Source organism: Neobacillus piezotolerans (genome assembly GCF_003362805.1).
GTDB classification, from domain to species: domain Bacteria; phylum Bacillota; class Bacilli; order Bacillales; family Cytobacillaceae; genus Bacillus_D; species Bacillus_D piezotolerans.
Genome location: NZ_QNQT01000009.1, coordinates 74,173 through 98,088 on the forward strand (window position 1 = coordinate 74,173; position 23,916 = coordinate 98,088).

Genomic DNA, 23,916 nt, shown 5'->3' on the forward strand with positions numbered 1-23,916 from the left:
ATTCGGGCCCTTATAAATGGTCGGTCTTTTTTGAATAGGAATTCTTTCCGGCTTTCCTATTCTTTTCACGCATCATATTTTTTTCATGGCGGAGGGCGTTGTTGTCCTTCGCCTTTTTGTCGTTATCCGAAGTATACGGCATATGGAAAACTCCTTTCCCGAAGATACAGGTATAGCTTCTGTAGTCCGGGAAAGGAGTATTCGGTGAGGCATATTGTAATTTTTGCAAGGACGTGTGAATTCGTTCAATAGAAACTTCTTGCGATATCAAGTTTGGAAGCATCCGAACTACTTCGGTGGTTCGTTCAAAAAGAATATCGCAATTGTGCCCGGGCCGGTATGCGCGCCGATGACTGCGCCAATTTCAGTAATATAGACGTCTCGCGGCGAAAATTCACTGACAATCAGCCGCTTCATTTCCTCGGCGGTTTCCCTGTCATCGGCATGGCTGATGCCAATTTCCTGGGAGGCCAGGCCGTTGCCGCGTTCCTTCATCACTTCGACAATCCTGCGCAAAAGCTTTTTCTTGCCGCGGATTTTTTCTAGTGGAACGAGTTTTCCATCTTCAACATTTAACAGTGGCTTAATATTCAGAAGTCCGCCAAGGAAAGCGGATGCCTTTGAAACACGGCCACCCTTTGCCAAATAATCCAGGTCTTCAACTGTAAACAAAGATTCCATATGCCTGCTTCTGAATGCGACATCCTCGAGGATTTCTTCCTTGGATGCCCCGGCAGCCGCCAGTTTCGCCGCTTCCTTCACTACAAGCCCATAACCTAGCGAGGCACATTTTGTATCAACGATGGTCAGGTTGAAATCAGGATACGATTCCTTTACTTGCTCAAGGATCATTGCCGCTGTTTGATACGTTCCAGAAAGCTCGGATGAAAACGCTATGTAGATGCCATCTTCTTTATTCTTTGCCATTTCGGTGAACGTACTTTCGAAACCGAGTGGAGACGCCTGGGATGTTTTCGGTACCTTCCCGCTGCGTATTGCACTATAAATCGTTTCAGGCGAAATGTCCCGCAAATCCTCGTATTCCTTATCATCCACGTGAACTTTCAATGGGAAAAGGCCAACGTGATTCTCCTCGTAAAATGCAAGCGGCAAATCACATGCGCTGTCGGCAAACAATCTAAATGCCAATACACTCACCCTGCCTTCACAATCTTCTCTTTTTCCCCAGTTTATCGGACTCACCCCAAAAATACAATCATGTAAGGACATAAATGAGAAAAAAGGGGAATTATACAAGTAGACAGTAAAAATGCGAACAGTGCCTGTCACTACCCGAAATTTGTCGAAATGCGAACTGTGCCTGTCACTACCCGAATTTTGTCGAATTGGCAGAGTGGAAGGAAGGGGAGGAATGGATGGTTTGGCTGCATGTGAAGAAGATTGTGGTTGTTTTGATTGGGGCGCTGCTGAATGCGATTGGGTTTAATTTGTTCCTCATCCCGGCGGATGTGTATGCCGGCGGTTTCGCAGGCGTAGCCCAACTTCTCTCCAGGGTCCTGACTGAAGTTACGCCGCTTACCGTATCGACTGGTTTCTTGCTGTTCCTGCTGAACATCCCGGTTACGATTTTGGGCTGGCTGAAGGTAGGAAAGGCGTTCACCGTATACAGTTTCATAAGTGTGGCGTTGATGTCCCTTTTCCTTGAACTCATCCCGGTGATTCACATTTCGAACGATATTCTTTTGAACGCTGTGTTTGGCGGGGTCATTTCGGCGATAGGAGTAGGCATAACATTGAAATGGGGCGCGTCGACCGGCGGACTCGATATCATCGCGATGATTTTGTCCAGGATGAAAGACAAGCCGGTCGGGACGTATTTTTTCGCGCTGAATTCGATCATCACGCTTACGGCTGGGTATTTATTCGGCTGGGAAAAAGCACTCTATACAATGGTAAACCTGTATGCTTCAACGAGGGTTATCGACGCCATCCATACAGGCGCCCAAAAGCTGACCGCTTTGATCGTTTCAAAAAATGCGCCTGAGCTGAAAAAAGCGATTCAAACGAAGCTTTTCCGTGGCATCACATCAATCCAGGCAAAGGGGGCATTCACAAACGAGGACAAAGAATTCTTGATGATCGTCATAACCCGTTATGAACTTTTTGACTTGGAGCGGATCATCAAGCAGACCGATCCCCAGGCGTTTACGAATATTGTGCCGACAACGGCAGTAATTGGTTTCTTTCGGAAGGATTGACGAATGATAAATGAGATGGCAAGGAATTACTTGAACGGTTAGGTCAATGAAGTAAGGGCTGGAGTTGCCAGAAACTTAATTAGGAGGAATCGCAGTGTATCTTACGATTGCAACATGGCTTCTTTTATCGTTTTGGCTGCCCCTCGCGCAAAATGGCCAGGGAAGCACGGATGGGCTGAAACTGAACGTACAGGCGGAGGCAGGCGAGGAGCAGGCGATAATTCAAATACACCTCGTGAACAGTGGCACACAAACGGCGAGGCTGCAGTTTCCGACATCGCAATTTTATGAAATTACCGTGCTTGATGAAAACGGCAGCGAAGTGTTTTTGTTTTCAAAAGGGAGGGCATTCCTCCAGGCGCTGCAGACTGTGACGGTTCCTGCCGGCGGATCGAAGGAGTGGAAGGAAGAATGGGACTACTCGTCTGACGGGATCCGTGTGCCGGCGGGAACCTACAAGGTCATTGTAGAGCTACTGCCGACAAGTATTGACGGAAAGGCTCCCGGACTGGCTGCCTTGAGAGCGGAAACGGCTGTCTCCATTCCAGCACCGAACCAGGATGGAACCCGGGCGGAAGAGCCGGATGAGCAAACCATTTTTATGGAAGTAAAGGCAGAGGGGACAAACGGCAGCTACAAAGTAACAGGCAAGGCCCGCCCCCATTCCGGAGAGTTCTTTTATACTGTCGAGGATGGGCATAGCCAGCTCATTCCCGAGACGAAACTTTCAAGCGGGGCATCGTATCCCGACTGGGCGGAATTTGAAATCGTAATCAAAGTACCGTCTGGAAAACTTCCGAAAAATGGAGCACTGATCCTAAATCTCTATGAAAAGAAAGAAGGCTCCATATTGGGCCAGCCGCTCGCAGTCATTCTTGAACAGTTCCGGGGAGCAGAGTAAGCAGGCCGCTTTCCATAGATAGCTGACACGTAATTCTTACTGTATGGCAACCAAAGATAAATAGACGGACTCAAATCCGTATGAGTGACATTGTTTGGGCGAAAACCGAAAAGGAAGTCACTCAAATCCCGGGCAAGATGGCAGTTTTAAAAAATGAAAAGGCCGGACCCTTGAAGGTGCCGGCCTTTCCGCTGCTCATAAAGTCCATTTTGATAAAAGCGGGAGGCCCGGAATGGAAAACCGGGTTGTCCGTTAGTTAGGAGTTGCTGATTGCGGCTTTAGCCGCCAAGCCCATCGAGCTGCTCCTGCATTTCCGCCAGCTGCTTTTGCTCGGCAAAGGTGGAATTGGCATAGGCGGAGCTGAGCGCGTTTTTCGCTTTTGCGACCGCTTCCTGCCGTTCTCCGGGAGATGATTCCAATGCCTGGGCGGTGTACTTCCTGGCCTGTTGAAAAAGCTGGTTTGCCATCGCTAAATACCTCCGTAAGAGGATTCCCCGGCGTTATCCAGCTTGCGGGCCTCTGCTTCCGCATAGGTGGTATGGTACGGGATGCGCTGACTGTGCCTTGCAACTGCGTCTGCGCCTTGCTTAACAAAGCGTTTCGATTTGGTGCGTCTGCCCATTCGAAATCCCTCCATTTTATGAGCGTTTATTCGAAACAGACTGGCTGCTTCATTGTTTAGTATGCTCGTATCGTAAGGAGGATAAAATGGAAAACCCTTCCGGGCGCGGGGGCCCCGAAGGGAGTTTTTCCAAAAAAGCCGTTAAAAATCCTAGTAAATGCGCTTTTTCAAATTCAGGGTTTCTTCGAGGTAGACGGCGATTCCGTCTTGCTCGTTGGTGAGTGTGATGTCGTTGGCGATGGTTTTGAGCTGGCTGATGGCGTTGCCCATTGCGACGCCGCGGCCAGCGTATTCAATCATTTCCAGGTCGTTGTCTTCGTCGCCGAATGCAATGACGCGCTCGGCGGGGATTCCGAAGTAGTCTGCAACGCGTTTTAGCCCGACGGCTTTGTTCATGCCGCTTTTGACGATTTCGATGACGTGCCAGGGGTCGGCCCAGCGCCTATGGTCGATGACTTCGGCGTGGACGTCGCTTAAGTGCTTGCGGATTGTTTGGACATGTTCCTCGTCGGTATGGATGAGCATGGCCGTCGGCGAGTCCTCGAGGTATTCGGCAAGGTCACCGGAGGTTATCCGCGGGTTGCCGAAGCTGAAGATGTCGAGGAGCTTTTCGTCGTGGTAATGGAAGTATACATCGTCGATGACTTCCGCAATGATATTGTGGAAGGTGAACGAACGGCACGCCTCGACTATATCTTTCGCGACCCTGATATCGAGTGGTGTATGATAGGTGCCCCACGACTTGTCTGTTGGATGATGGACGAAGGCGCCGTTAAAGTTGACGATAGGGGTGTCAAGCTGAAGTTCATGGTAGTATGGTTCGCTTGAGCGATAGGGCCTTCCGGTCGAAATCATGACGATGTGGCCCTGTTCCTTGGCCGCCATTATAGTTTGCTTTGTTTTTTCGGAAATGACTTTATCGTCTGTAAGAAGTGTTCCGTCCAAATCCAGTGCGATTAAGTGTCTATTTGCCATAGTATCTCCTTTTTGGTCGTTATTTCCCTGTCGCCAAGGTATACCTTTATGAAAGCCGCAGCAAAAATGATAAACTAATACTGTACTCATTTTTTGGGCTTACCACAGTTACTATGTTACCAATTATACAGCCTGCCTGTAAAAAAAATCACATTGCCGTTTGTTTAGATTCGGTAAACTTATTATGAAGTTTGGAGGTCTCATCTTTGGTCGTTATCCGCAAAGAGTTTGTAAACAGTATTCCCGTTCTCGAAGTTGTCCAGGAAAAGAAGCTGGCGGAAAAGCTGCCATTGGCGATTTTTGCCCATGGTTTTACGAGCGCCAAGGAAAATAACCTCCATATTGCTTATCTTTTGGCAGAGCGGGGTTTCCGCGCCGTCCTTCCGGATGCCCCCTATCATGGCGAGCGTGATGAGGGTTTTGGTGAGGTTGAGTTGTCGGTAAGGTTTTGGGATATTGTAATAAAAACCATCCATGAAGTAAATACCGTGAAGGACTTTTATGTGGCTGGCGGACTTGCGGCTTCAGGGGAAATCGGCCTGGCTGGCACGTCGATGGGTGGAATTGTCACGCTCGGAGCTTTGACCCAGTACGATTGGATTGGCGCGGCCGTGAGCTTGATGGGTTCGCCTAGCTACCGGGAAATGGCCGGATGGCAGGTGGATGAATTGCGGAAAAGGGGGCATCAGCTTCCGATTTCCGACGAAGATCTGGCGGGCCGGATTGAGGCTCTTGGAGTGTACGATTTAAGCCTCCAGCCTGAAAAAGTCGGGGGGAGGCCATTGCTATTCTGGCATGGGGAAGCGGATACGGTGGTTCCTCACCATTATGCGTGGGAATTTTACGAAAAGCAGCTGAAAGATCAGCAGCGGAACGGCGATATCGCCTTCATTTCCGAAAGGCATGCCGGGCATAAGGTTACCCGAAAAGGGACATACGCCCTTGTGGACTGGTTCGTTAGCCATTTAGGCAGCGGGCGGGAATCAGCGGCCGAAAGGAAAGCAGCGGTTGAGCTTTAAGTAGTGGAGTTTGCGGGAAAGTAGGACTTTTCCGTTTAAAATAAGTAAAGGAGAGATGGAAGATGGATCAGGAATTAAAAGATAATATTATGGGTGCCCTCGAGCTCGTCATTGACCCGGAAATCGGGATTGACATCGTTAATCTTGGGCTCGTTTATGACGTTGAAATGGATGAGGAAGGAAAGGCAACCGTCACGATGACGCTCACTTCTATGGGCTGTCCGCTTGCGGGAACAATTGTGGACCAGGTGAAGCGCGCGCTTGCGGATATTCCAGAAATCAATGATGTCGATGTCAACATCGTGTTTAACCCTCCTTGGTCAAAGGACATGATGTCTCGCTATGCGAAAATCGCGCTTGGCATTAGATAGGAAGCAAAAGACTGGAAGCTCCCGGCATTAAAGGGTCCAGGGGCAGTTCAAGGAGGGAAAACAGTTGAAGAATAAAGTTATTTTGGCAACCTCTACCCAGCTGGGCAGGGGGGACGAGCAGCTTGGCGAGAGCGTGCTTGAAACATTCTTTACACTTCTTAAGCAGAGGGAAGACTTGCCGCGGGCGGTATTTTGCATGAACTCGGGCGTGTATCTGATGACGGACGATTCTTTTGTTTCCGTGCACTTGAAGGAACTTGAGCAGAAAGGTGTGGAAATCCTCGCCTGTAAAACATGCGTGGATCACTATGGCCTTGAAGAAAAGATCACTGTCGGAAAAATCAGCACGATGGGCGATTTCATTAGCCTTGCTTCGGAACACGAGGTCCTCACCATATCCTAAATCAAAAACAGCAGCCGTTGCGCTGCTGTTTTTAATTTGATTTGCAGTAGCCAATGGTATTGAAAGAAGAATGAACAAAAGGATTCATCCCCTAACGTCAGCCCCTTTCACAAAGATGCCATATTATCCGGTTTTGGTGTGACGGATGTCACTTTATGGTCGGGTGGGTGATTTTATAATACTAGTAATAAGGCTAGTGGGAACCAGCCGTTCAGGAGGCGTATGAAATGGCTTTTAACCCGGAAATGATGATGAAGAAGAACCAATATGCGAGGGATTTCAACGAGAATCCATTCATTGTGATTTGGGAGTTGACGCGCGCGTGCCAGCTGAAGTGCCTGCACTGCAGGGCCGAGGCACAGTATATGCGTGATCCGCGAGAACTTTCATTTGAAGAGGGGAAACACCTCATTGATCAAATATATGAAATGCAAAATCCAATGCTTGTGTTTACAGGCGGGGATCCGCTTATGCGCAAGGATGTATTTGACATAGCCAAGTATGCGGTCGAGAAGGGCGTACGGGTATCGATGACCCCGAGCGCGACACCGAATGTTACAAAGGAAGCGATTGAGAAGGCGAAAGAGGTTGGCTTGTCTCGCTGGGCGTTCAGCCTTGACGGGCCAAACGCGGAAATACACGACCATTTCAGAGGGACCGCTGGCTCTTTTGATCTGACGCGCGAACGAATCAAGTATCTGCATGAACTTGAAATACCTATACAAATCAATACAGTTATTTCCCGATATAATATTGATTACCTTGAAGAAATGGCGAACCTGATGGAAGAGCTTGAATGTGTCCTGTGGAGCGTGTTCTTCCTTGTTCCGACAGGCCGCGGGCAGGAGAGCGATATGATTTCCCCTGTCCAGCATGAGCATGTGTTCCGGTGGCTGTATGACTTGAGCAAACGTGTGAAATTCGATATTAAAACGACTGCAGGGCAGCATTACCGCCGCGTCGTCATTCAGCAAAAAAAGCGCGAAGCAAAAGAGCAGCAGGGCAAAATCGAATATTTGAATGCATTGACCGCCCACGGGCTGACCGGCTCAATCGATGGCCTTGGCCGGGCGCCAATGGGAGTAAATGACGGCAACGGTTTTGTATTCATCTCCCATATCGGCGATGTATACCCAAGCGGGCTGCTACCGATTAAGGCGGGGAATGTCAGGGAAACTCCGCTCGCGGAAATTTACCGTGAATCGCCGATTTTCAAATCGCTCCGCAATCCCGATGAATACAAGGGAAAGTGCGGCGTTTGCGAATTCCGCCATGTGTGCGGAGGTTCCCGTTCACGGGCGTACGCGATGACAGGCGATTACCTGGAAAGCGAGCCATTCTGTGTCTATATCCCAAAAGCGATGCGGGAAAAGCAGGTGCAGTAGACTTTTCGAAAATCCTGTCATTGGCAGCTGAGCCGCATTTTAAGTTTTTTAAAAAAACAGTGGTGCCCAGCGCAACGGGCCATCTGTTCATATAAAAACGGCGGCCGGAACGAGATTCTCTCCGGCCGTTTTTTCTTGGAGAGAGGATGGCAGCGCAAGACTAGGTACCCGGAAGGGTTGAAATGAGTCAGGGATGAAGTGCGAAGCTGGTCGTGGCAGCCCCGATTGAAATGAAATCAGGGATGAGGGAGCTTGACGGGGTTACAGCTGCCGGAGGCCAACTGTGTGGGTGCAGGGGGTGTGGAAGCCTGTGGGCCTGGGCCCATTTTTACAAAAGGCAAAAGAAAAAAGGATGGGGGTTCCATCCTTGTTATTCGATGCTGCAGTATACGGCTGGGCAGTTTTCGCAGCCTATTTCGAGCTTTAGGTATTCAAGGTCGTGGATCGTTATTTTGCCTTTTTTGATTGAGATGAGGCCGTCGCGTTTTAGTTCGCTGAGGATCCTGTTTGTGCTTTCGCGGGAGGTGCCGCAGAAGTTGGCGAGGTCCTGGTTGGTGAGCGGCAGGTCGATCAGGATGCCGTCCGGCTTGTGGATGCCGTAGCTGTTGGTCATCCGGATGAGTGTCGAGAACAGGGCGCCGCGTTTTCCGTTTAATACGAGGTCACGGAATTTGGTCTGGGTTTTCCGGAAATGGTCGCTCATCCATTTCATGAATTCGAATGCGAGCGTGCTGTTTTGGAATATCTCGGTTTCAATGACTTCTTTGCGGATCGCGGCGATTTCGCCTTCCTCAAGGACTTTGGCGCTTAGGAGGTATTTGGGGTTGGAGGTGAACAGCGTCAGTTCGCCGCATATGTCATTTTCACCGCAAATCCTCAGGGACAGTTCCCGTCCATCGGAGGTAATTTTGCTGATTTGGACTTTGCCGGAGAGGACGATGTACAGTTCTTCGGCTTCCATTCCTTCCTGGAATAGGTACGTCGAACGTTCGGACCTGAATTTCCTATCGGCGAATCGCAATAGCTCTTTTATTTCAATCGAGTGGGTTGGTTTCATAGCTTTTAAAGCTCCCATTTTGCCACCTCTTTACTGTTTTATTTGGTCAAGGATTGTCTGTGATTTTTGTTACTTTCATTGTATATCAGTTTCATTCATTGGAAAGTTGATAACAATGACAATATAGTGAAAACTGGAAGGAAATATTTTTTGGACAAATAATGAATTTTATTTGAATTCTGCATCCAAGCTTGTCCTCTTCTACCAAAAGAGGGTAAAGGTATGCTAGAATGAATAGATAATAAAGTTAACAATATGTATATGTGGATTATCGGTATGTAGTAGCCTAATAGGCGTCCGCCCAAGTCCGTTGGGTCAGTGTTAGCGGGGCGGTTTCGGAGTGCTGATGGTTTCCTTGAAGACAGGGAAGCGGTGTTGGCTATATCCTGAATATTGGAGTTGATAAAATGGAAAAGTCCATTATTAAAGATAAGTTGAACAGGCCGCTGCGGGATTTGAGGATATCGGTTATCGACCGCTGCAATTTCCGCTGCCAGTACTGCATGCCGGCGGATAAGTTCGGTCCGGACTTTGTTTTCCTGCCAAAAAGCGCATTGCTGACATATGAAGAGCTTGAACGAATCGCAAAGATATTTGTCGGGCTCGGGGTGGAGAAAATCCGCCTGACTGGCGGTGAGCCGCTCTTGCGCAAGGATTTGCCGATTCTCGTAAAAAAACTTTCGCAAATTGAAGGGCTGAAGGATATCGGCCTGACGACGAACGGGGTGCTGCTGCCGAAGTTTGCGGAGCAGTTGAAGGCGGCCGGGCTAATTCGTGTGAATGTTTCGCTCGACAGCCTGAACGATAAGCTGTTCGGTGAGATTAACGGGCGGAATGTCGGCACACAGCCTGTCCTGGATGGAATCGCCGCTGCGCGGAAAGCGGGCCTTGGCGTCAAGGTGAATATGGTTGTGAAAAAAGGACTGAATGACCAGGAAATTCTTCCGATGGCGGAGTATTGCAAGGAGAATGGCTTGCAGCTCCGCTACATTGAATACATGGACGTGGGCAGCACGAACGGCTGGAAGATGGATGATGTTGTTACGAAAAAGCAGATTTACGAGGTTCTTAAAGGGAAGTTCGAGCTTGAGGCGCTTGAGCCGGCTTACTTTGGCGAGGTGGCTAAGCTTTACCGCTATAAAGGGACCGATAGTGATGTAGGTTTCATTACGTCTGTTTCGGAATCGTTCTGCAGCAGCTGCACTCGATCGCGCCTGTCTGCAAACGGGCAAATTTTCACGTGTTTGTTCAACGGGAACGGGCATGACATCCGCAATTTCCTTAGGAATGGGGCGACTGATGAGGAACTTGCCGAACGGATCACTTCGATTTGGCAGGGGCGCGGAGACCGTTACTCGGATGAACGGACAGAGGAGACGGCAGCGACTAGGAAGAAGATTGAAATGTCCTATATTGGAGGATAAATATGAAGAGGCTTGACCCGGCTGCGCGCCGGGCGGCCTCTTTTTTTAAATTTTTTAACGGGGTGCCGTTGAACCGTTATTTATGCCGGATAACCAAGATAATGCCAAACCACGAGTTAATTCTGTCTTAAGGAAAAATTCTTGGAAAATGCATAACAACTTCGAATAATCATCCGCGATTCGGATTGAAGCACCAACCCCGGTTAATAATGATCGTCCAAACAAAAAAGCCTGCCGGCTAATTGGATAGTCGGGCAGGCTTTTATTTTCCCAAAAACTTAAAAATACCTTGGGAACAAGATGTTGTTTTCGAGATGGACGTGTATGAAGGTTTGCCCTTCGAGCATTTCAAGCCGCTTGTAGACGAGGCGGTACGTGCCGCACGCATCGGCCGGAGGTGTGAAATCGGATGTGATTTCGCGAAGCTCTTTTAATATCGCTCCGGCATGGTCGTGTTCTTTTTCAAGCTCTTTGATATAATTGAGCGCCTGTTCACGGTCTTCAACCGTATCGGCGTCGAGCTGCCTGATTAAAGGGAAGACGGTTTCTTCTTCTTTGGCAACGTGCTCGAGCATTTCTTTTTTCAGCTCGTAATAAAGCTCATACACTTTCATCAGTTCCGGGCGGTGGCCGCCATGGACACGGGAAACTTTTGTGACATATGGACTTAGGTTCAAAAATTCCTCACGGAGCGGGTTATGGTATTCGGAAATGACGTGGTCGATGATTGTGTCCGAGGCAGAGTCGGTCCAAACCTTCAGGTCGGTCTCCCCGCCGCTGCTTTTCTCAATCACTTCGGCCAGGTTTGCCATCAGGTTTCCGATATCGACGCCGCCGGCAGCGGCCGCCTCCGCAATCGGCGTTGCACCGCCGCAGCAGAAATCAATCCTTACACTTTTAAATACATCGGCTGTTTTTGGAAATTCATTGACGAGGTCCCTGACAAGAGTTTGTTCTGAGTATGTTTGCAACATATTTTTATATCCTCCTTGTAAAAGGTAATAAATATTTTCTTAACTTTAGAATACGACACTCTTCCAGGTAACATGGTGACGCGCATCACACCTGAGAACTTTTTTCAATGTGAGCTTGATTTTGCCAAAAAACGTCCACATTCCTGATTTGCCATCAATCAGGGTTTCGGCTACCCTTATAATGGAGAAGGAATATGTAGAGAGACGGTGCAGGAGATGATGAGATGGTTGAAATGAGGAGGCCGATTACGATCGGCGAAGCAGTAAAGCGCATTATGGATTGCAAGCCAACGGGTAAAACCGAATTTATATCGATTAATGAAAGCTTTGGGCGCTTCCTATCCGTAGATTTGGCCGCTACAAGCGATGTCCCGCACTTTACAAGGGCACCGTATGATGGTTTTGCGGTCCGGTCTGTGGATACACAGGAAGCTGGGCTTGATCATCCGGTCGAATTCGAGGTGATCGACCATATCGGCGCGGGCCAAACGACCTCGAAAGTGCTCGGTGAGAAGCAGGCGGTCAGGATTATGACAGGGGCGATGATGCCGGAAGGGTCCGATGCGGTCATGATGCTTGAGCTCGCCAAAACTGCCGAGCGCGATGGCAAAAATTATATGACGATCAAACGGAAAATCAAAAAGGGTGAAAATGTTTCCTTTCAAGGGGAGGATGCGAAGGAAGGGGAAGTCCTTGTAAAAAAGGGTACCCTTATTAATCCCGGTATCCAGGCGATGCTTGCAACGTTCGGATATGCAAGCGTGCCTGTCGCGAAAAAGCCTGTGGTCGGCCTTTATGCAACCGGGACGGAACTGCTTGGCGTGGATGAACCACTCGTCCCAGGCAAAATCCGTAACAGCAATTCGTATATGATTGCCGCCCAGATTGAACGTGCCGGTGGGGAAGTGGAATATTTCGGGAGCCTACCGGATGATTTCGATACATGTTTTGAAGCGGTGAAAAACTCGCTTGATAAAGTCGATATGCTTGTAACGACAGGCGGCGTTTCGGTCGGGGATTACGACTACCTGCCGGCCATTTATGAAAAGCTCGGGGCGGAAGTTCTGTTCAATAAGGTAGCGATGCGCCCAGGGAGCGTCACGACCGTTGCTGTCCATAATGGCAAGCTTTTGTTCGGGCTGTCGGGAAACCCGTCCGCATGCTATGTAGGATTCGAACTGTTTACAAGGCCGGTCATTCGGACAATGCTTTGTTCCGAAAACCCGCATTTACGCAAGGAATTGGCGGTGCTGGATACGAATTTCCCAAAGGCAAACCCGTTTACACGATTTGTCCGCAGCACGGTTTTTTTCAGGGAAGGGCGCCTGATTGCAACCCCAAGCGGGCTTGATAAATCGAATATTGTGATGAGCCTGGCGGGGGCGAATTCCCTGATGATTTTACCCGGTGGGACGAGAGGGTTTGAAGCGGGCATGGAGGTCGATGTACTCCTGCTTGAAGACCAGGAAGGAAGCGAATGGCCATGGTAAGGCCATTCGTTTTTCAGGTGGCGGGCTATCAAAACAGCGGGAAAACGACTCTTGCGGAGGAATTGATCCGGCGGCTTAAGGAAGCTGGCGTTGACGTGGCGTCAATCAAGCACCATGGCCACGGAGGCAAGCCCGACATTCCATCGGAGAAGGATTCCAGCAGGCATATCGACGCCGGAGCCTCAGCTGCACTAGTTGAAGGAAATGGCCGGCTTATCCTTCATTCCGAAAAGAACGCGTGGCCGCTTGAGGACCAGATTAGGATCCTTTCCACCTTCGATCCTGAAGCGATTTTGATAGAAGGACATAAATATGCCTCCTATCCGAAAATCGTCCTGATCAGAAACCGTGAAGATGAAAAAGGCTTGCTCGGACTTGAAAACATCATCGCGGCTGCTTACTGGGATACAGAGCCGCAGACCGATGCGGGATTCCCTTTTTTTTCGATAAAAGACAACAGGACCCCTGAAAACCTTACAAAATTAATCCTAGAGCAAATGGAGTGCCAAGCACCGCAGAACTAAAGGTGCCTGGCACTTTTTACTATAAAAATAAGAAGTAAAATGGCAGCTTGGCTAAACTGGCGCTTGCGCTTTTCGTTGTCAAGGGAATTTTTTTTGACATGAGTTACTTTTGTCACTGATTTGTCACGTTTCGTTCGTTAGAATGGGAGATGGTTGTGATCTCAGGGGGAGTGACGACGGATGGAGTTGTTGCACTGGTTAGTATGGCTGGTTTATCCATATACGGTGGCCGCGGTATTGGGAATGGGGATTGTATGGAAATATGATACCCCGGAATATTTCGGGGAAATGCAGCGAAAGTCCGGCCTGATCCTGAACAAAACGGTTAAAGTACTGTGGTTGCTGACAACGGTGACCGGCATCGGCTTGATTGCGTTTTATCGGGCAACAGATGAATTTGCGACTATGTTCGGATGGCTGATCGGCTTTTTGCACTTTAGCCCGGATATGGAACTTTTGAAGCATGCCTCTCTATTGCTGCGAATCCATCTAATTTTGCTGTTTACTTTTTTGTTGTTTTTTTCATTTACGAAATACGTTTCAATCGTGTTTAAGCCAATCCATCTTTTGCAAGCGCTTTCCTCCGGGAAAGGAAGGCGAGGAAATCCTGCCCGATTCCCAAGGGTTTAATTCTTGTTGCCATTTTCGACACTTTTGCACTTCAATATGTGATGCATTTCACTTTCCAGCTATTATCGTTGCCTTATAGTGAAGGTAAGATGCTAAGCAAGAGGTGTTGAAAATGAAACTATTTATGCCAAAGCAGCATGGCGCCTGGGCGATGGTTATCATTCCATTCTGGCTCGGGGCGATTTCGGGAGGTTTTCTGTGGGAGCACATTCCATTCTTTTTTGGGTGGCTGCTGCTTTACTTAGCGACGTACCCGATGCTTCTCCTATTTAAAAAGAAGAAACTTCAATTCCATGCAAAATGGTCGCTTATTTATCTCATTCCAGCTATATTGCTGCTAATGTTCCCGTTAGTTGAACGGCCGTCGGTCACATTGTTTGGTGTGATGATGCTGCCTTTTTTCACAATTAACGCCTTCTTTTCGTCAAAAAACAAAGATAGGGCCCTAATGAACGACTTCAGTGCCGTTTTTGCTTTTTCGCTAGCTGGAATTGCGAGTGCGTATCTGCATTCAGGAAAAGTAACTGAAGAAGCCATTCTCGTTTTTATTGCCTCATCACTGTTCTTTATAGGCAGCACGTTTTTTGTGAAAACGATGATCAGGGAGAAGCGGAGCATCCAGTACAAATGGATATCCTGGTGCTATCATGCCCTAGTCGTGGCGGGATGGCTAGTTTTTGGCCAATGGATAGTCGCGCTCGCATTCATTCCAAGTTTGGCAAGGGCCATCGGCTTTTATGGAAAGAACCTTACTCCGAAACAAATCGGCATTTTTGAAATTATCAACTCGGCGATTTTTTTCATCCTAATCGCAAGTTCGCTCATTTAAAAGTAAGGCATATTAAAGGACAGAGTTGATTTTTAACTGAGGCAAAAATATTTCAACGAACCATACAGCAAGAAAAAGCCAGCCGGGCTCACCCGGCTGGCTTTTTAGTCTATATTGCATATTTCCTTTGGACAGTTTTCACAATCGATTTCCTTTTTTAAATACGGGAGCTGATGGATCGTGATGATTCCTTTATTTATTGAAATGACTCCCTTTTTCCTGAGCTCACTAAGGAGGCGGTTCACAACTTCCCGGGAGGTTCCGCAAAAATTGGCGACTTCCTGGTTTGTAAGGAGAAGGTCAATCATAATTCCGTTATTCGTTTTAACTCCATAACTGTTCGCCATACGAATCAATGTAGAATAAAGCGCTCCCTTTTTTCCATGAAGGACGAGGTCGCGGAATTTTGTTTGCGTCTTCCTGTAATGCTGGCTCATCCATTTCATGAACTCCAATGCCAGAACCTGGTCGCTGGCAAGCTTTGCTTCAAGGGCATCCTTCATGATGACGGCGACTTCCCCGCTTTCGGTAACCTTGGCGCTTAATAAATTTTTTGGGGTCGAGCAAAATATATTCAATTCGCCAATCAAATCACCCTCTGAGCAAATCCGTAAAGTTAGCTCCCTGCCATCAGGGATTATCTTGCTAATTTGGATCAAGCCGCTTAAAAGGATGTAAATCTCTTTCGAAGGGGATCCTTCCTGAAAAAGAAAATGCCCTTTTTCTATCTTTTGGATATGATGGGTTAGCTTAAGCAATTCGGTCAATTTCGCGGGCGCTCCTGCATAGGATTGCATGTTGGCCACCTACCTTCAGCACAAATCGTGCAATTGTTATTTATTACTATAATTATATTGCTAACGAAGGAAAAAAACTATAAACCCGGAGAAAGGTTCATACAAACGTCAAATTCGACAATTATTTCTCGGGAAATAATGACAAAAATTCCCCTTAATCAAGAAAAAACGCAGAGAAATAATAAAGAATAGGGGCAAATGTCCCCTTTAAGCTGAAAGGAGGAAATGAAATGGGGCAGAACCATCAATTTAAACCCGGCCAAAAAGCACCCAACAACGGAACGTATATTGAAATTGGCGATTCGGGAAGCCCAGTGACGAATCCAAGGAAAATCCATCTTAAAAAAGGGCAGCCATTCCCTGAAGCTTCCAACCATGAACGGATCTGGTCTTATACGAGGAAACCGTAGCCCAGAACAGAAAAAAGCCATCCAATTCGGGTGGCTTTATGTCTTTATCAGTATATTTTTCCTATACGGGGTTGAACGCTACTCATCCCGGGTATGGAAAGGTAATGGACAACAGCCTGACGAACAACAAAAAATAAAACATTTGATTACAGACCTGAACCCGCCCCGAATACAAAGTAAAAAGGCCATCCTGTTCGGGATGGCCTTCACCGTTTTTAATGATTGTCCACAGGTTCATTAGGAATGATTGCTGGTACAACTAAGATTAAAATGGTCGTAAGCACACCAAGCAGCGCGGCGTTTTTAAAATCGAACGCAACCCCAATCATAGACGTTACCACATAGGAAAGCATTTCTACTAAAAGCAAAACCCAAAACAGCGTCCAGAAGTATCTCATACCGTCACCTCATACCGTATTATCTTTCTCATCTTATCATATAAGGAAAAAAGAAGAAACGCAAAAAGGACAAAACAAAAGAAAATGGCAGGATGGAATTGAGGAAAGTCCCCATTTCATTCCTTAAGAGTTTACATACACTAATACTGGAAAATGGCAGAAGGAGTTTTTTCGTATGGATTACAGAAGCTTTCAACTGGGGAATCAATGGAGCACCATCTACTATCCTATAAAGCCGTCCGGCTTTGGTGTATTAATTCTTGGAGACGATAGGCACTTTGTAAATGAGGAGACAAGCTTCTGGAATCAAAATACCGGAAAAAGGGAAATCCTTTCGACCCTCCGTGAAGCGGGTTATACACTTTTCACATCGAATCTTTACGGAAAGCATTGGGGCTCGGAAAGGGCTGTCCTGCTTGCTGCCATGCTTTATGAAATTGTGATGAAAAATGAAATCCTGAATACAAAAATCCACATTCTTGCGGAAGGAATGGGCGCTCTGGCCGCCTTGAAGCTCTCCAAGGAATTGAAAGGAAAAATCAGGTCTATAGTCCTAATCAATCCAATCCTGTCTCTCGATTATCACATTGAACTGGAAAAAGAGCAGAAGTTTTTTTACAAAAAGGTTCTTGGAGAAATCGGCGAAGCTTATGGTGTGGATAGGTTAACGGCCGAACGTATGATAAGGGAGGAAGGGCCTCCGGACATTGATCGTGGCGTCCCAATCCGTATTTTCCATATCCTTACTGGCGGGAGAACCTATAAAAATGCCAGGGCATGCAAAAATTTCCTTTCAGGCCTTCAGCCGAAACCGCCTATAACTGAAAGCTATATGCTTCCGGAAAAAGCCGGCCAGCTTGGGATGGAGATTTCGAGATTCATGTCGAGGTATGAAAAGGTTCTTTAACTTGTGAAGAAGGTGGAATTTTTCTCTCGGGCCGCATACGATACAATAAGGCCCGGCTTGCTGGAAGGGAGGAGAGCAATGGAAGGAGCTTTGATCATTGGTGTATTCGAACGGCTTGGTTTCCATCTATGCAAAAAATTGCTGGAGATGGGCTATGAGGTCAGGGGGATATCCTTAAATCCCTCCCCTGATGGAAGCGAGGAAGACATGGAACTTGAAATCGGGAGAAACAGCAATTTTGAAAAACTGCCGATTGAAAGCGCACGGGCACTTTGCGGGAGGGACCAAGCCCTGATTTTCTCACTTTATGACCTTTACACGGAGCGGAAAATTACCCGTCCACATAGTGAACGCCTTGCGGGCGACTTGGAAGAGCTTATCCGGCTGAATGATAAGTGGGATTCAGTCGTGCTGCTGATTCCCGATAGTCTTGGCAGGCAACATCCGGAAGAGTGTGAAATCAATCCCATCGAGAAGGCGGTCGAATTAGCGGAGGGTTCGGCTGAAAGAGTATTACGTGTAATTTTGCCGTCAAATGGCAATACCCGTCCGGTTGAGGAACAATCCGCGAAAAAGAACATCTGTCAAAATGCAGGCCAGACGCCAAGCGAGAGTTGTGAAGGTTCTGATTGGCGGGAAGCCGCGGAACGGATTGCGCTGCTGATTGACCAGGGGGAAACGGGGACAAGGATATTGGAAGGAATTTATAAATAATGTTTGAGCCTTTGGTTCATCTTAATTAAAAGAAACAGCTGCCAAATGAGGCAGCTACTTCTTTTTCCAAAACTGCTGGATAAACGGATAAACTTCCGAAAAAACAGGCTTAAGCTGGTCCGCTAATCCGACCATGCCGTCAATAATCTCCATCAGCTGGATATAATTGATTGGGACTCCACCAGGCTGAGGCTCCTTGGTAGGTATCGGACCTCCCGTGCCTTTTTTTAATTCGCCGCCACCCCATTCACCGCCAAACATCATCCGGCTGAAAGGATCGGATTGGCGCACCCCCTGGTTCTGTTGATTGCCGTCCATTTTACCCCTCCTTAAATCCATCCTTACTCCCACTATATGTTTTCATATGGGAAATGGACGGCCCAATGAATAGGCAATCCGGTAAATAACTATTGCAAAATGAGTTTTTTATTTGCTAAAATTAGTACCAAGTCATAATATTTGATAATAAGTAAAGTTGGATACATTACACTATAAGGAGATGGCCGCGATGCGAGCTGGCATAGTTGGTTTAGGAAAATATGTCCCCCAAAGCGTTGTAACGAATTTTGACCTCGAAAAGAGGATGGATACGTCCGATGAATGGATTCGGACCAGAACAGGAATTGAAGAAAGAAGGATAGCCGGGAATGGTGAGGATACGTCGGATATGGCATATAATGCCGCCCGCATGGCGATTGAGAATGCGGGAATCTCTCCCGCGGACATTGATATGATCCTCGTTGCGACGGTAACTCCCGATAGGCCGTTCCCGTCGGTTTCTTGCATGCTCCAGGAGAAGCTTGGGGCCGTAAACGCAGCCGCGATGGATGTGAGCGCCGCGTGCGCTGGATTCATGTACGGCATTGTTACCGGGAAACAATTCATTGAAACAGGTGTTTATAAACATGTACTGGTCGTCGGGGTTGAGAAACTTTCGAAAATCGTCAATTGGGAAGACCGTAACACGGCTGTCCTTTTCGGCGATGGCGCTGGCGCCGTTATACTCGGCCCTGTATCGGGTGACCGGGGCGTGCTCTCATTCGAACTCGGCGCTGATGGGACAGGCGGAAAACATCTTTACCAGGATGAGGCTATCATAATGAATGGACGCGAAGTGTTCAAGTTCGCGGTCCGCCAAATGGGAGAAAGCAGCGTCAACGTCCTTCATAAAGCGGGTCTGGAAAAAGATGATGTTGATTTTTTGGTCCCTCATCAGGCGAATATCCGGATTATCGAGGCTGCCCGGCAGAGGCTGGAATTGCCCGTGGAAAAAGTATCCTATACAATTAGTAAGTACGGGAACACCTCGGCGGCATCAATCCCAATCTCGTTGGTCGATGAGGTCGAGGCAGGAAAAATCAAAGACGGCGATGTAATCGTCATGGTTGGATTCGGCGGAGGGCTCACATGGGGAGCCATCGCCATCCGCTGGGGTAAATAGTAGTTGCAACGAACATAAATGGTACGGAAAAGGAGTTGGCTTTTCGTGACAAAACGTAGGGTAGTGATTACAGGGATTGGGGCTGTAACCCCACTTGGGCTTGATGCCGAAACAACCTGGAAGAATATCGTCGCAGGCAAATCTGGAATTGGTCCGCTGACCCGTATCAACGCGGACGATTTCCCGGCTAAAGTAGCCGCGCAAATCAATGATTTCAACCCTGAAGAATTTATGGAGAAAAAAGAAGCCAGGAAAATGGACAGGTTCACTCAATACGCTGTTGCCGCTTCCATTATGGCCGTGAAGGATTCCGGGCTTGCAATCGTGGATGAGAATGCCCATCGGGTAGGCGTCTGGATTGGTTCTGGAATCGGCGGGATGGAAACGTTTGAGCAGCAATTCGAAGTTTTCCAGAACAGGGGCTACAGAAGGGTCAGCCCCTTCTTTGTCCCAATGATGATTCCCGATATGGCGGCAGGCCAGGTTTCGATTATGCTGGGAGCGAAGGGATTCAATTCCTGTACCGTGACAGCATGCGCGACAGGGACGAATTCGATTGGGGATGCCTTCAAGGTCATCCAGCGCGGCGATGCGGATGCGATGGTAACCGGAGGAACAGAGGCGCCGATTACAAAGATGGCTGTAGCTGGTTTCTGTGCGAATACGGCACTTTCAACCAATCCGGATCCTGCGACAGCGAGCAGGCCGTTTGATAAAAACAGGGATGGCTTTGTCATGGGCGAAGGCGCCGGCATTGTGGTCCTTGAAGAATTGGAACACGCGAAAGCACGCGGGGCGAAGATTTACGCTGAAGTAGTAGGGTACGCAGCTACAGGCGACGCCTATCATATCACTGCGCCTGCTCCAGGGGGAGAAGGCGGTGTACGCGCAATGAGGATGGCAATCGAGGATGGCGGCCTGAATCCTGAGGACATTGATTATATCAATGCCCATGGTACGAGCACCGACTATAATGACAAGTTTGAAACAAATGCGATAAAAGAAGTCTTCGGGGAACATGCATACAAGCTCGCCGTCAGCTCGACCAAGTCGATGACCGGGCATTTGCTTGGGGCCGCTGGAGGAGTCGAAGCCATTTTCACAGCACTGGCAATCAGGGATTCGGTCCTTCCTCCAACAATTAATTATGAAACCCCAGATCCTGAATGTGATCTTGATTATGTTGTGAATCAATCCAGGCAAGGGGAAATCAAGGCTGCAATCAGCAATTCGCTTGGTTTTGGGGGACATAACGCGACTCTTGCCTTCAAAAAATATGAATAGGCCATGATCTGGCCACCCGAAAATTAAAGTTATATCAAAACCAGTCTGTACATTCGGTTACAGGCTGTTTTTTTTTGTCCATAATGGCTAATTTCCGGATGGGACCCCATAGGATAATAGGAAGCGCGTAATGAGGAGGGATATACCCAGATGGCAATCATTCGGACTGACGAATGGCTTGAAAAGGATTGGCGCCGTCCAGAAGTGTTGTGCGAGCGGCTTGAAGCTTACTTTCCAGGAGGGAAACCAAGGGGGATTTACAGGGAATTGTTGACTTTTGGCATATATAGGCCATCAGCGAACATCGGGAACGAGGTGCGGCGGCTTATTGAAAAGGGCGTATGGGAAAAGGCTGAAGAGCTTTTTAGAAAGTACCGGGCCAAATGGAAGGGCCCCGATATTCCAATCTTCATTTTCCCATCCGCGAAAAAAACGGGATTCCTCCGCAAGTCCGCTCCGCAAAAATCCGGAGTCTCTTATCCTGATAAACTATTTCTCTTCCTCCCGGATTTTGAAGACAATAAAGAATTGGAGGCCCTATTTGTCCATGAATACCATCATACGTGCAGAATCAACGCTATAGGCAAAGATGTCCGGGAAAACACCCTGCTTGAATCCATGGTCATGGAGGGCCTTGCGGAATATGCCGTTAAGCATGAATGCGGTGAACAATACCAGGCCGACTGGTGTTCATTATATAGTGAAAAAGAACTCAACCAATTCTATAAAATATTATTGCAGAATAATCTTAATATAAAAAAGTCAGACAAGGAGCATGATCGGCTCCTCTTTGGAGGGAATGGCATACCAAGACTTTTGGGCTATTGTTATGGTTACTTTTTAGTGAAGAATTATTACAAAAGTCACGGGTTTAGTGTAGAGAATTCTTTCCAAATTAAAGAAACTTCTTTCTTTTTGTAAAAGATTTACCTTTTTTAAAGGAGGAAAATCCTGTAGGAACGGCTTTTCCTCCTTTTCCAGCATCTAGATAAAAAATAACAAAAAACTCTTGCAATTGTAACAAATTTGTAATAGTATTTTATTTAAATATAGTGAATTGACAGAAAATTTCGGAGTAAGAAGGTGTCGTATGAGCACAAAAAACATCCAGCAAAGCGGAACACCATTACTGGAAGTCAAAAACCTGGAAACAGCATTCGATATCGACGGAACGTTTTATAATGCCGTCGACAATGTATCGTTTTCGGTCAAGCCACGCCAGATTGTCGGGGTTGTAGGGGAATCCGGATGCGGGAAGTCAGTCATGAGCCTGTCAATCATGCAGCTTCTTCCCAAAGGAATCGGTAAGATCAAGTCCGGGGAAATCGTCTTCGATGGCATTCACATAGAAAAAATGGACGAGAATCAGGTTAATAAAATACGCGGCAAGGATATCTCGATGATCTTCCAGGAACCAATGACATCATTGAATCCTGTATTCACAATCGGGTCGCAAATACAGGAAGTTCTTTTGAACCACCAGAAAATTTCCAAGAATGATGCCCGTCAAAAAGCAATCGCGCTTTTGAAGAGCGTTGGCATTTCCAGGCCGGAGAAAATCGTTGATGAGTATCCTCACCAGCTGTCGGGCGGGATGAGGCAGCGGGTCATGATTGCGATTGCGATTGCCTGCCAGCCAAAACTCCTGATCGCGGATGAGCCGACAACGGCATTGGATGTAACCGTACAAGCCCAGATCTTGGAGCTTCTCAAAGAAATCCAGGAAGTTAACGACATGTCCATCATCCTCATTACCCATGATCTTGGCGTTGTGGCGGAGATGTGCGATGAGGTCATCGTCATGTATGCCGGCAGGATCGTTGAACAAACCGACGTTGAAACGCTTTTCTACAATCCAAAGCATCCATATACAACACTGCTGCTTGGCGCGATTCCAAAAATGGAAGATGAAGCCGACCGGCTCAGCTCCATCCAGGGGATCGTCCCATCGATTACAAACATGAAAAAGACAGGCTGCAGGTTTGCCAACCGCTGCCCGATGGCTATGCCGGAGTGCCAGACCGTAACGCCGATCCTCGCCGATAACGGCGACGGGCACAAGGTTGCGTGCCTGCTCTTTGAAACCAGCAGGCCAAAGGAAGGAGCGATCAGCCAGTGAGCGGTACAGCAACGGAAGCTAGTAAAATGAATACCGGTGCCGGCAAGGAGAATTTGCTCGAAATCCGGAATCTTAAAACCTATTATCCTGTCAAAGGCGGCTTTTTCAAGAGAACAGTCGGAAACGTCAAGGCGGTCGATGATGTTTCATTTGAAATCAAAAAGGGCGAAACGCTTGGCCTTGTAGGGGAATCCGGCTGTGGGAAGTCTACAGCGGGACGCACGATTCTCAGGCTCCTGAAGCCTACCGACGGAAAAATCATTTTCGACGGGAAGGATATCACCAATGTCAGTGGAAAGACCCTCAGGGAAATCCGCAAGGACCTCCAGATGGTATTCCAGGACCCATACGCATCGCTTAATCCGATGCAGATGGTAGGCGATATTATCGCGGAGCCAATCTATAACTATACGAATAAACCAAAGGAAGAGCTTAAAAAAGAAGTAATGGATCTTCTTGAAAAGGTCGGCCTTCCTGAGGACGCATATTATAAATACGCCCACGAATTCTCCGGTGGGCAAAGGCAAAGGGTCGGCATCGCAAGGGCGCTCGCCTTAAGGCCGAAGCTCATTATCGCTGACGAGCCTGTATCCGCGCTTGACGTTTCTGTCCAGTCGCAGGTATTGAACTTGCTGAAGGACTTGCAGGAAGAATTCGACCTGACATTTTTATTCATCGCCCACGATTTGAGCGTCGTAAAGCATATGAGCGACCGGATCGGGGTTATGTACCTGGGGAATATGGTGGAAATTGCCGATAAGGACAGCCTTTATGCGGAACCGCTCCATCCTTACACCCAGGCGCTGATATCCGCCATTCCTTCTCCGGATCCGAGGAATAAGAAGGAGCGGATCATACTGACAGGGGATGTACCAAGCCCATTGAACCCGCCATCCGGCTGCCCGTTCCATCCACGTTGTCCAATGGCAATGGAGCAATGTTCCGTAACAAAGCCTGAATTAAAGGAGGTGAAGCCCTCTCACAGAGTCGCTTGCCACCTTTATTAAAAACACGGCGAATGCC

At 47.8% G+C, this 23,916-nt stretch carries 29 protein-coding genes; 19 read left to right on the plus strand and 10 right to left on the minus strand.

Annotated elements, in window-relative coordinates; translation table 11 throughout:
• Positions 1 to 10: 10 nt before the first annotated feature.
• On the minus strand, positions 11 to 142 hold the full coding sequence (locus tag DRW41_RS17560; RefSeq protein WP_115453329.1) for a DUF3941 domain-containing protein: 132 nt from the start codon (positions 140 to 142) through the stop codon (positions 11 to 13).
• A 146-nt stretch (positions 143 to 288) separates the two neighbouring features.
• Entirely contained in the window at positions 289 to 1,149 is an 861-nt protein-coding gene (locus tag DRW41_RS17565) for a DegV family protein (protein ID WP_115453330.1), read from the minus strand.
• A 227-nt stretch (positions 1,150 to 1,376) separates the two neighbouring features.
• Here DRW41_RS17565 and DRW41_RS17570 point away from each other — a divergent pair, with 227 nt between their 5' ends.
• Both DRW41_RS17570 and DRW41_RS17575 read left to right on the plus strand, forming a co-directional pair.
• Complete coding sequence (locus DRW41_RS17570) at positions 1,377 to 2,219, plus strand: YitT family protein (protein ID WP_115453331.1); 843 nt, start codon at positions 1,377 to 1,379, stop codon at positions 2,217 to 2,219.
• 94 nt (positions 2,220 to 2,313) lie between these two features.
• Entirely contained in the window at positions 2,314 to 3,120 is an 807-nt protein-coding gene (locus tag DRW41_RS17575; RefSeq protein ID WP_115453332.1) for a BsuPI-related putative proteinase inhibitor, read from the plus strand.
• Between the two features lie 278 nt (positions 3,121 to 3,398).
• Here DRW41_RS17575 and DRW41_RS17585 read toward each other — a convergent pair whose 3' ends face one another.
• From DRW41_RS17585 to DRW41_RS17590, 3 genes are all read right to left on the minus strand, one after another.
• The gene (locus DRW41_RS17585; protein ID WP_115453334.1) at positions 3,399 to 3,587 is read right to left on the minus strand and encodes a DUF3813 domain-containing protein; all 189 of its coding nucleotides are present in this window, start codon (positions 3,585 to 3,587) and stop codon (positions 3,399 to 3,401) included.
• A 2-nt stretch (positions 3,588 to 3,589) separates the two neighbouring features.
• Complete coding sequence (locus DRW41_RS23115; protein ID WP_181884624.1) at positions 3,590 to 3,742, minus strand: hypothetical protein; 153 nt, start codon at positions 3,740 to 3,742, stop codon at positions 3,590 to 3,592.
• A 150-nt stretch (positions 3,743 to 3,892) separates the two neighbouring features.
• Positions 3,893 to 4,717, minus strand: coding sequence for a Cof-type HAD-IIB family hydrolase (locus tag DRW41_RS17590; protein ID WP_115453335.1), 825 nt, complete (start codon positions 4,715 to 4,717; stop codon positions 3,893 to 3,895).
• 206 nt (positions 4,718 to 4,923) lie between these two features.
• Here DRW41_RS17590 and DRW41_RS17595 point away from each other — a divergent pair, with 206 nt between their 5' ends.
• The 4 genes from DRW41_RS17595 (at position 4,924) to DRW41_RS17610 (ending at position 7,895) form a co-directional block, all read left to right on the plus strand.
• Positions 4,924 to 5,736: a prolyl oligopeptidase family serine peptidase gene (locus tag DRW41_RS17595; RefSeq protein WP_115453336.1), complete on the plus strand. Its 813-nt coding sequence runs from the start codon at positions 4,924 to 4,926 to the stop codon at positions 5,734 to 5,736.
• A 62-nt stretch (positions 5,737 to 5,798) separates the two neighbouring features.
• On the plus strand, positions 5,799 to 6,107 hold the full coding sequence (locus DRW41_RS17600; RefSeq protein WP_115453337.1) for a metal-sulfur cluster assembly factor: 309 nt from the start codon (positions 5,799 to 5,801) through the stop codon (positions 6,105 to 6,107).
• Positions 6,108 to 6,171: 64 nt separating this feature from the next.
• A complete protein-coding gene (locus DRW41_RS17605; protein WP_115453338.1) occupies positions 6,172 to 6,510 on the plus strand; it encodes a DsrE family protein in 339 nt (112 codons plus the stop codon).
• Between the two features lie 227 nt (positions 6,511 to 6,737).
• The gene (locus DRW41_RS17610) at positions 6,738 to 7,895 is read left to right on the plus strand and encodes a TIGR04053 family radical SAM/SPASM domain-containing protein (protein ID WP_245959482.1); all 1,158 of its coding nucleotides are present in this window, start codon (positions 6,738 to 6,740) and stop codon (positions 7,893 to 7,895) included.
• A gap of 370 nt (positions 7,896 to 8,265) precedes the next feature.
• Here DRW41_RS17610 and DRW41_RS17615 read toward each other — a convergent pair whose 3' ends face one another.
• Positions 8,266 to 8,970 (minus strand): Crp/Fnr family transcriptional regulator, encoded by a 705-nt coding sequence (locus DRW41_RS17615; RefSeq protein WP_115453339.1) that lies wholly within the window; start codon positions 8,968 to 8,970, stop codon positions 8,266 to 8,268.
• A gap of 389 nt (positions 8,971 to 9,359) precedes the next feature.
• On the opposite strand from DRW41_RS17615, the gene moaA reads away from it, so the two are divergent.
• Positions 9,360 to 10,376, plus strand: a complete 1,017-nt coding sequence (gene moaA / locus DRW41_RS17620; protein WP_115453340.1) for a GTP 3',8-cyclase MoaA — start codon at positions 9,360 to 9,362, stop codon at positions 10,374 to 10,376.
• 278 nt (positions 10,377 to 10,654) lie between these two features.
• Here the strand turns inward: moaA and ric are convergent, their stop codons facing one another.
• Positions 10,655 to 11,350, minus strand: a complete 696-nt coding sequence (ric, locus tag DRW41_RS17625; RefSeq protein ID WP_115453341.1) for an iron-sulfur cluster repair di-iron protein — start codon at positions 11,348 to 11,350, stop codon at positions 10,655 to 10,657.
• A 224-nt stretch (positions 11,351 to 11,574) separates the two neighbouring features.
• Here ric and DRW41_RS17630 point away from each other — a divergent pair, with 224 nt between their 5' ends.
• The 4 genes from DRW41_RS17630 to DRW41_RS17645 all read left to right on the plus strand — a co-directional run bounded on the left by DRW41_RS17630 (position 11,575) and on the right by DRW41_RS17645 (position 14,823).
• A complete protein-coding gene (locus DRW41_RS17630) occupies positions 11,575 to 12,840 on the plus strand; it encodes a molybdopterin molybdotransferase MoeA (RefSeq protein ID WP_115453342.1) in 1,266 nt (421 codons plus the stop codon).
• Positions 12,828 to 13,364 (plus strand): molybdopterin-guanine dinucleotide biosynthesis protein B, encoded by a 537-nt coding sequence (gene mobB / locus DRW41_RS17635; RefSeq protein WP_245959483.1) that lies wholly within the window; start codon positions 12,828 to 12,830, stop codon positions 13,362 to 13,364. Before DRW41_RS17630 ends, mobB begins: the two co-directional genes overlap by 13 nt.
• Before the next feature lie 186 nt (positions 13,365 to 13,550).
• Positions 13,551 to 13,994, plus strand: a complete 444-nt coding sequence (locus tag DRW41_RS17640; RefSeq protein ID WP_181884625.1) for a respiratory nitrate reductase subunit gamma — start codon at positions 13,551 to 13,553, stop codon at positions 13,992 to 13,994.
• A 112-nt stretch (positions 13,995 to 14,106) separates the two neighbouring features.
• Positions 14,107 to 14,823, plus strand: coding sequence for a YwiC-like family protein (locus tag DRW41_RS17645; protein WP_115453344.1), 717 nt, complete (start codon positions 14,107 to 14,109; stop codon positions 14,821 to 14,823).
• Positions 14,824 to 14,927: 104 nt separating this feature from the next.
• Here the strand turns inward: DRW41_RS17645 and DRW41_RS17650 are convergent, their stop codons facing one another.
• The gene (locus DRW41_RS17650) at positions 14,928 to 15,620 is read right to left on the minus strand and encodes a Crp/Fnr family transcriptional regulator (RefSeq protein WP_115453345.1); all 693 of its coding nucleotides are present in this window, start codon (positions 15,618 to 15,620) and stop codon (positions 14,928 to 14,930) included.
• A 230-nt stretch (positions 15,621 to 15,850) separates the two neighbouring features.
• Here DRW41_RS17650 and DRW41_RS17655 point away from each other — a divergent pair, with 230 nt between their 5' ends.
• Entirely contained in the window at positions 15,851 to 16,030 is a 180-nt protein-coding gene (locus tag DRW41_RS17655) for a YjzC family protein (protein ID WP_115453346.1), read from the plus strand.
• A 215-nt stretch (positions 16,031 to 16,245) separates the two neighbouring features.
• Here DRW41_RS17655 and DRW41_RS17660 read toward each other — a convergent pair whose 3' ends face one another.
• Complete coding sequence (locus DRW41_RS17660; protein ID WP_115453347.1) at positions 16,246 to 16,428, minus strand: YjzD family protein; 183 nt, start codon at positions 16,426 to 16,428, stop codon at positions 16,246 to 16,248.
• A 175-nt stretch (positions 16,429 to 16,603) separates the two neighbouring features.
• On the opposite strand from DRW41_RS17660, the gene DRW41_RS17665 reads away from it, so the two are divergent.
• Positions 16,604 to 17,335 (plus strand): hydrolase, encoded by a 732-nt coding sequence (locus DRW41_RS17665; RefSeq protein ID WP_115453348.1) that lies wholly within the window; start codon positions 16,604 to 16,606, stop codon positions 17,333 to 17,335.
• Positions 17,336 to 17,413: 78 nt separating this feature from the next.
• A complete protein-coding gene (locus DRW41_RS17670; protein ID WP_115453349.1) occupies positions 17,414 to 18,049 on the plus strand; it encodes a Rossmann-fold NAD(P)-binding domain-containing protein in 636 nt (211 codons plus the stop codon).
• A gap of 54 nt (positions 18,050 to 18,103) precedes the next feature.
• On the opposite strand, the gene DRW41_RS17675 is transcribed toward DRW41_RS17670, so the two are convergent.
• Positions 18,104 to 18,367 carry a hypothetical protein gene (locus tag DRW41_RS17675; protein ID WP_115453350.1) on the minus strand — a complete coding sequence of 88 codons (264 nt, stop codon included), beginning with the start codon at positions 18,365 to 18,367 and terminating at the stop codon, positions 18,104 to 18,106.
• Between the two features lie 190 nt (positions 18,368 to 18,557).
• Here DRW41_RS17675 and DRW41_RS17680 point away from each other — a divergent pair, with 190 nt between their 5' ends.
• From DRW41_RS17680 to DRW41_RS17700, 5 genes are all read left to right on the plus strand, one after another.
• Positions 18,558 to 19,490 (plus strand): beta-ketoacyl-ACP synthase III, encoded by a 933-nt coding sequence (locus tag DRW41_RS17680; protein WP_115453351.1) that lies wholly within the window; start codon positions 18,558 to 18,560, stop codon positions 19,488 to 19,490.
• Between the two features lie 45 nt (positions 19,491 to 19,535).
• A complete protein-coding gene (fabF, locus tag DRW41_RS17685) occupies positions 19,536 to 20,774 on the plus strand; it encodes a beta-ketoacyl-ACP synthase II (RefSeq protein WP_115453352.1) in 1,239 nt (412 codons plus the stop codon).
• A 150-nt stretch (positions 20,775 to 20,924) separates the two neighbouring features.
• Positions 20,925 to 21,695: a DUF2268 domain-containing putative Zn-dependent protease gene (locus DRW41_RS17690; RefSeq protein WP_115453353.1), complete on the plus strand. Its 771-nt coding sequence runs from the start codon at positions 20,925 to 20,927 to the stop codon at positions 21,693 to 21,695.
• A gap of 169 nt (positions 21,696 to 21,864) precedes the next feature.
• A complete protein-coding gene (locus tag DRW41_RS17695; RefSeq protein ID WP_115453354.1) occupies positions 21,865 to 22,893 on the plus strand; it encodes an ABC transporter ATP-binding protein in 1,029 nt (342 codons plus the stop codon).
• 26 nt (positions 22,894 to 22,919) lie between these two features.
• A complete protein-coding gene (locus DRW41_RS17700) occupies positions 22,920 to 23,900 on the plus strand; it encodes an ABC transporter ATP-binding protein (protein WP_115453433.1) in 981 nt (326 codons plus the stop codon).
• Positions 23,901 to 23,916 lie beyond the last annotated feature (16 nt).